This is a genomic window from Micromonospora sp. NPDC051296 (genome assembly GCF_040682255.1).
Taxonomy (GTDB): domain Bacteria; phylum Actinomycetota; class Actinomycetes; order Mycobacteriales; family Micromonosporaceae; genus Micromonospora; species Micromonospora craterilacus.
Genome location: NZ_JBFBAO010000035.1, coordinates 23,803 through 30,513, shown reverse-complemented (window position 1 = coordinate 30,513; position 6,711 = coordinate 23,803). Strand labels below are relative to the sequence as shown.

The window sequence follows — 6,711 nt, the reverse complement described above, 5'->3', positions numbered from 1 at the left end:
GACCTTCGATCTGATCGTGGTGGACGAGTGTCACCGCTCGATCTACGGCAAGTGGCGCGGGGTGATCGAGTACTTCGACGCCTTCGTCGTCGGGCTCACCGCCACCCCGGTCAAGCAGACGCTCGGCTTCTTCCAGCAGAACCTCGTCTCCGAGTACACCTACGAGCAGGCGGTCGCCGACGGGGTCAACGTCGGCTTCGACGTCTACCGGATCCGCACCCAGATCACCGACGGTGGGGAGACCATCGACGCTGGCACGGTGGTGCCGCTGCGCGACCGGCGTACCCGCGCCGAGCGCTACCAGGAGCTGGAGGACGACTTCACGTACGCCGGCAGTCAGGTCGGTCGCTCGGTGATCTCCAAGGGGCAGCTGAAGCTGGTGCTGGAGACGTTCCGGGATCGGCTGTTCAAAGAGATCTTCCCGGGCCGCACGACGGTGCCGAAGACGCTGATCTTCGCGCGGGACGACAACCACGCCGAGGAGATCGTGACGATGGTGCGCACGGTCTTCGACCGGGGCAACGACTTCGCTACGAAGATCACGTACGCGTCACGGCGGGACGGGGACAACCCCGACACCCTGATCCAGGCGTTCCGCAACAGCCCGGAGCTGCGCATTGCGGTGACCGTCGACATGATCGCCACGGGCACCGACGTACGGCCGTTGGAGTGCGTGTTCTTCCTGCGGCCGGTGCGCAGCGCCACCTACTTCGAGCAGATGAAGGGCCGAGGTGCCCGCACCATCGACGCCGCCGAGTTCCAGGCGGTCACCCCGGATGCCGAGATCAAGGACCGGTTCGTCATCGTCGACGCGGTCGGTGTCACCGAGGCCGAACTGGACGAGGCGGTGCCGCTGCACCGGCACTCCGAACGGCAGATCTCGCTGCGGGACCTGCTGCGCAAGGCGGGCACCCTGACCGCCGGCCCGGACGAGGTCGCCACCCTCGCCGCCCGGCTGTCCCGACTCAACCAGCAGATCACCGACACCGAGCGCGAGGAACTGGCCGACCTCGGCGGCCAACCGTTGACCGGGATCGCCCGGGGCATGGTCGACGCGATCAGCCCGGAACGGCTCAACCCGGCGAAGGCGGCCGGCCCCGCCGCCGTACGTGACCTGCTGGCCGACGCGCTGCGCCCGCTGGCGGCGAATCCGACGCTGCGGGAGCGAATTCTGGAGATCAGGCGGGCGCACGACATCACCATCGACGAGGTGAACACCGACACGCTGCTGTCGGCGCAGGGGGTGCCGCCGGAGGAGCGTGCCCAGGTCACCGTCAAGAGCTGGCACGACTACCTGGAACAACACCGCTCCGAGATCACCGCCCTCCAGGTCTTCTTCGAGGGGCGCGGCCGGATCGGGTACGCCGAACTCAGCGAGCTGGCCCGACGGATCGCCCGGCCACCGCAGGCGTGGACGCCGGAGTCGTTGTGGCAGGCGTACGTGCTGATCGGCCGAACGACGGCCGCACCCGGCCCGCGTACCGTCACCGACCTGGTCAGCCTCATCCGGTACGAGCTGGGGCTGGACAGCGAGCTGCGCCCCTACCGCAGCCTTGTCGAGGAGCGCTTCCGCGGGTGGCTGCTCCGCCAGGAACAGGCGGGAGCTAGGTTCACTGCCGACCAGGTGTGGTGGCTGGAGAGGATCAAGGACGTGATAGCGGTCAGCGTGGAGATCACCCCCGACGACCTCGACGGCGCCCCGTTCACCGAACGCGGCGGCATCGACGGCTTCGCGGTCGCCTTCGGTAACGCCGCCGCCCCCCTCCTCGACGAACTGAACCAGGAGCTCTCCGCGTGAACGAACTGCCGTCGGGCTGGGCAAGGACGGCCCTTGGAGAGATTGCGGAGACGTCACTCGGCAAGATGCTCGATCGGAAAGCGGGCTCGGGTCGGCATCTGAAGCCATATCTGCGCAACGTCAACGTGCAATGGGGGCGCATCGACGAGTCAGACATCTTGACGATGGATATCCCCCCGGAACAGGAGGAGCGTTTTGGTCTCCGACGTGGGGATCTCCTCGTCTGTGAGGGCGGCGAGGTCGGTCGATGTGCGATCTGGTCCGGCGGCGACAGCTACATGGGATACCAGAAAGCCCTGCATCGAGTGCGTCCCCTCGGCGGCATAGACTCGCGCTATTTGCGCTATTTACTTGAGCACCTGAGTCTCCGCAAGATCGTCTTGGCCTACTCTACTGGCAGTACCATCAAGCACTTGCCACAGGAACAACTGCGGGTCCTTTCAGTGCCTGTGCCGCCACTCGCCGAACAGTACCGCATCGTCGCTGCCCTGGACGACGGTCTCTCCCGTCTGGACGCCGGCCTTGTGATCCTCGAAAAAACGGAGGCGCGGATGGCTAAGCTGAGGGCAGTGCTGGGAACGGCGGCGACTCGGGCATTCCGGGCCGATGGAAGGTCTGGCGGTACTCAAGAAGGCGCTTGGGACGTTCTCCCTCTGGGAAATCTGGCGATCGTGGGAACCGGCGCAACACCCAATCGATCCCGTAAGGATTTCTATGAATCGGGAACGATCCCCTGGGTGACTAGCGGCGCTGTCAACAACCCCTTCATTGATTCCCCAACTGATTACCTTACGGCCAAGGCGCTCGTGGAGACGTCGGCGAGGGTCTGGCCCGTCGGAACGTTGTTGATGGCGATGTATGGCGAGGGTAAGACCAGGGGGAAATGTTCCGAGCTTCGAATTGAGGCGGCCACCAACCAGGCGTGCGCGGCCATTGTGCTCAAGCCTGAATGGCAGGACCGCAAGGAGTGGGTGAAGGCTGTGTTGAGCGCGGCCTACGAGGAAAATCGAAAGCTGGCTTCTGGTGGAGTGCAGCCGAATCTGAACCTGGGACTAGTGTCGCGTAATTGAGATCGTTTACTTCTCGTTGTTGGTGAGGAGTTTGCGGACCTCGGTGTGGACCCAGCGGACCTTGGCCAGGATCTCGCTGGGAGTCGCGGTCCAGACGAACGGTTTCGCGTTGGTGTTCCACGCGGTGACGTAGTCGTTGATCGCCCTGGTCAGGCGGGTGACGGAGGTGAAGGTGCCGCGCCGGATCGCCTGCCGGGTGATGATCCCGAACCAGATCTCGATCATGTTCAACCACGATGAGCCGGTGGGGGTGAAGTGGAAGACGATCCGGGGGTTGGCGGCGAGCCAGGCTTTCACCTCGTCGGTGGCGTGGGTGGACAGGTTGTCCACGATCACGTGCAGTTCCCGGTCGGGGTAGGCGGCGGCGACGGTCTTCATGAAGGTCAGGAACTCGCTGCCGCGTCGTTTCGGGAAGCATCGGGCGGTGACCTGGCCGGTGGCGGCGTCGAGGGCGGCGAACAGGTTCGTCGTGCCGTGCCGGACGTAGTCGTGGGTGCGTTTCTCGCTGCGGTCGAAGTCGATCGGCAGCAGCGGCTGGGTCCGGTCGAGGGCCTGGACCTGTGTTTTCTCATCGACGCAGAGGACGACCGCCCCGTCGGGCGGGTCCAGGTAGAGCCCGACGATGTCGACGACCTTGTCGGCGAACGCCGGATCCCGGGAAAGCTTGAAGGTGCCGGACCGGTGCGGGGCAAGTCCATGTTGGCGCCACAGGTCCGCGATAAAGTTGTGCGACACCCTGATGTCTTCGTGTCTGGCCAGGTAGTTCGCCAGTTCCCGGCTCGACCAGTGCGTCAGCCCGGTCACCGCCGGCGGAGTCATCCGGGTCAGGGCGAGGATCCGCGCCCGCACCGACCCGGGAACCTCGGCAGGCTTACCCGGCCGGGGCCGATCGGCAAGACCTGCCATGCCACAAGCGTGGTAGCGGCGTACCCACGTGTTCACCGTCGGGCGCGACACCCCCGCCAGGGCCGCGACCTCCTCCGCGCTGTGGCCCTCGTCGCGCCACAACACCATCCGCGCCCGCCCGGCCACCACCGCGTCCACCCGCCGGTCACCCACCAGACTGGACAGCTCAACCCGCTGCTGCTGCGTCAACGCCACAAGCCAGAGTCAATCACCACGAAGTAACACCAAGCCACGTAAAAGATCTCAATTACGCGACACTAGTGCGGCGAATAATGATCCCGCTTCCGCCGCTTCACGAACAGCGTCGCATCCTGGACGCACTTCAAAGTCAGCACTCTACGCTTGCTGCTGTTGAATCCACTGTGCGGGCTGCTGCTCTGCGAGCCAGGGTGCTGCGAGCGTCGCTCCTCGCGGACGCATTTGCGGGGCGGCTGGTGCCGCAGGACCCGAATGACGAGCCGGCGTCAGAACTGCTCGCCCGGATTCGGGCCGAGCGGGAGGCCGCCCTGCCGAAGCAGCGGGCGCGCTCCCGGCGTACCAAGAAGGAGCTGCCGGCACCGCCGACCAGGGTTACCGGCGACGACTACCAGCAGGAGGCGCTTCCCCTATGAGCACTGTGGATTCGCGCCGGCTGGTGCAGAAGCTCTGGAATTACTGCGATGTGCTGCGGGACGACGGTGTGTCCACCATCGACTACATTGAGCAGTTGACGTTCCTGCTGTTCCTCAAGATGGCCGACGAGCGCGCCAACCGGCCGCTCCGGCCGGAGCGGATCGTCCCGGACGAGCTGAGCTGGCAGACCCTGCTCGACGCCGACGGGGACGCGCTGGAGGTGCAGTACCGGCACGTCCTTACCGGGCTGGCGCGCGAGGGCGGCACGCTGGGCACGATCTTCCGTAAAGCGCAGAACAAGATCCAGGACCCGGCGAAGCTCAAGCGGCTGATCGTCGACCTGATCGACAAGGAGCAGTGGTCCGGCGCAGGGGTCGACGTCAAGGGCGACGCCTACGAGGAGCTGCTGGCCCGGGGCGCCGAGGACACCAAGTCGGGTGCGGGGCAGTACTTCACCCCTCGGGCGCTCACCGCGGCGATGGTCGACTGCATGCTGCCCACCCCGGACGACACCATTACCGACCCGGCCTGCGGCACGGGTGGCTTCCTGTTGGCCGCGTTCGACCACATCCAGCGGCACCACGGCGCGAGCCTCACCCCCGAGCAGCGGCGTCGCCTGAGCAGCAGTGCCATCACCGGTACGGAGTTGGTCGACGGCACCGCGCGGCTAGCCGCCATGAACATGCTGCTGCACGGCATCGGCAACCCCGGCGGCGAATCGCTCATCACCGTCGGTGACGCCCTCGGCAAGCCGCCGTCGCAGCGGTACAGCCTGGTGCTGGCCAACCCGCCTTTCGGCCGCAGCTCCACCATCCGGTCGGTGACCGAGAGCGGACGTGCCTCCCGAGAGGAGCGGGAGATCGAGCGCACCGACTTCTGGGCGGCGACCGCCAACAAGTAGCTCAACTTCGTACAGCACATCGCCTCGCTGCTGGAGATCGACGGCCGTGCCGCCGTCGTCCTGCCAGACAATGTGCTTTTCGAGGGCGGCGCGGGGGAGACCATCCGCCGCCGGCTGCTCAAGCAGTACGACCTGCACACCCTGCTGCGCCTGCCGACCGGCATCTTCTACGCCGGCGGCGTCAAGGCCAACGTGCTCTTCTTCGAGCGCAAGCGCGCCCGCGAGGAGCCGTGGACCCAGCAGCTCTGGGTGTACGACTTCCGTACCAACCAGCACTTCACGCTCAAGCAGAACCCGCTGCGCCGCGACCACCTCCAGGATTTCGTCGACTGCTACCTGCCGGGCAAGGATCGGGCGGAGCGGGTGGAGACCGAACGGTTCCGCGCCTTCGGCTACGACGAGCTAATTGCCCGCGACAAGGTCAACCTCGACATCACCTGGCTCCGGGACGCCTCACTGGAGGACGCCGACGCGCTGTTGCCGCCCGAGGTGATCGCCCAGGAAATCGTCGAGGACCTCCAAGCCGCGCTACGCGAGTTCGCGGCCATCGCCGACGCCCTGTCCTCCCGCGCCGAACCAGCCCAGTCGACTGCTGAGAACCCGGCTGATGAGGCGGTGCCAGGTGCGTGACTCAACGCCGCGTGTCTCGGTCACCGCTGATCCGGGCGATCTCCTGGGCGATCAGCTCGTCGGCGTCGGTAACGCCTGACGCGACGTCCCGAAGTCTGTCCTGCCAGTCCTCGTCGAACTGTCTTTCGGGGGAGCGGACGGGAACCCAGTCGGTGAATCGCTTGTGTAGGTCCGGCAGGTGGGTGGCGGGGTTGCGTTCGGCGAGTTGTTCGATGGCCTCCTCGCGTAGCGTCACGAGGTAGACCATGAGTCCGGGGGTGTTGCCCTGGTACTCCGCGAGCAGGCGCAGCTTCGCCGCAGAGCATGGCCAGGCGATGCCGCACGCCCGACAGCGCCACGTCGGGCGGGACGGTACGTGCTCGCGGACGGGCCTGCTCACCGGGCCGCCCTCGCCGGACGGCTTCGGACCGGCGTACGGCGCGCGGCGGGCGGGGGCGTTTGTACGGGACGCATCCCGTCGGGTCGCACAAACAGTTCGCGGCGGTCGGTCGCGTTGCCGCGGGCGTCGAGCTGGTACACCTCGATCCACGCCCAGCCGCAGTAGGTGTGCCGGTCGGTCCGCTCGCGGATCACCCGTACCGTGATCGGCTTTCCGAACTGCGGCGACGCCTCGCGCGTCAGCAGGTACACGCCGGGCGTGACCCGTGGCGTCCCGTCCTCGCGGCTGCCGGCCGTCGCGGCGGCGGGGCGGGTCGCCCAGCGCGACACCGGTACGGCATTCGTGGGCCTCGGCACGGACACGGGACGCCTCCTCTCAGGGGGATTTGGTTCGGGGGTCGCTGAGGTTGCTCGCC

6 protein-coding genes and 1 pseudogene are annotated in these 6,711 nt (G+C 66.8%); 4 read left to right on the top strand and 3 right to left on the bottom strand.

The genetic code is table 11. The annotated features are described in order from the left end of the window. On the top strand, positions 1-1,798 hold a 1,798-nt coding region (locus tag AB0M52_RS06445; protein WP_363949691.1), incomplete at its 5' end, for a type I restriction-modification enzyme R subunit C-terminal domain-containing protein. Next, entirely contained in the window at positions 1,795-2,868 is a 1,074-nt protein-coding gene (locus tag AB0M52_RS06440; protein WP_363949688.1) for a restriction endonuclease subunit S, read from the top strand. The genes AB0M52_RS06445 and AB0M52_RS06440, both read left to right, overlap by 4 nt. Before the next feature lie 6 nt (positions 2,869-2,874). Here AB0M52_RS06440 and AB0M52_RS06435 read toward each other — a convergent pair whose 3' ends face one another. Then, entirely contained in the window at positions 2,875-3,969 is a 1,095-nt protein-coding gene (locus tag AB0M52_RS06435) for an IS630 family transposase (RefSeq protein WP_363949685.1), read from the bottom strand. A gap of 239 nt (positions 3,970-4,208) precedes the next feature. On the opposite strand from AB0M52_RS06435, the gene AB0M52_RS06430 reads away from it, so the two are divergent. Next, on the top strand, positions 4,209-4,385 hold the full coding sequence (locus AB0M52_RS06430) for a hypothetical protein (RefSeq protein WP_363949683.1): 177 nt from the start codon (positions 4,209-4,211) through the stop codon (positions 4,383-4,385). Then, a pseudogene (locus tag AB0M52_RS06425) lies at positions 4,382-5,917 on the top strand (class I SAM-dependent DNA methyltransferase). The gene AB0M52_RS06430 and the pseudogene AB0M52_RS06425 overlap by 4 nt, the downstream one beginning before the upstream one ends. A gap of 1 nt (position 5,918) precedes the next feature. Here AB0M52_RS06425 and AB0M52_RS06420 read toward each other — a convergent pair. Beyond that, entirely contained in the window at positions 5,919-6,296 is a 378-nt protein-coding gene (locus AB0M52_RS06420; protein WP_363949680.1) for a hypothetical protein, read from the bottom strand. Beyond that, complete coding sequence (locus AB0M52_RS06415; protein ID WP_363949677.1) at positions 6,293-6,658, bottom strand: hypothetical protein; 366 nt, start codon at positions 6,656-6,658, stop codon at positions 6,293-6,295. Before AB0M52_RS06415 ends, AB0M52_RS06420 begins: the two co-directional genes overlap by 4 nt. Between the last annotated feature and the right edge of the window lie 53 nt (positions 6,659-6,711).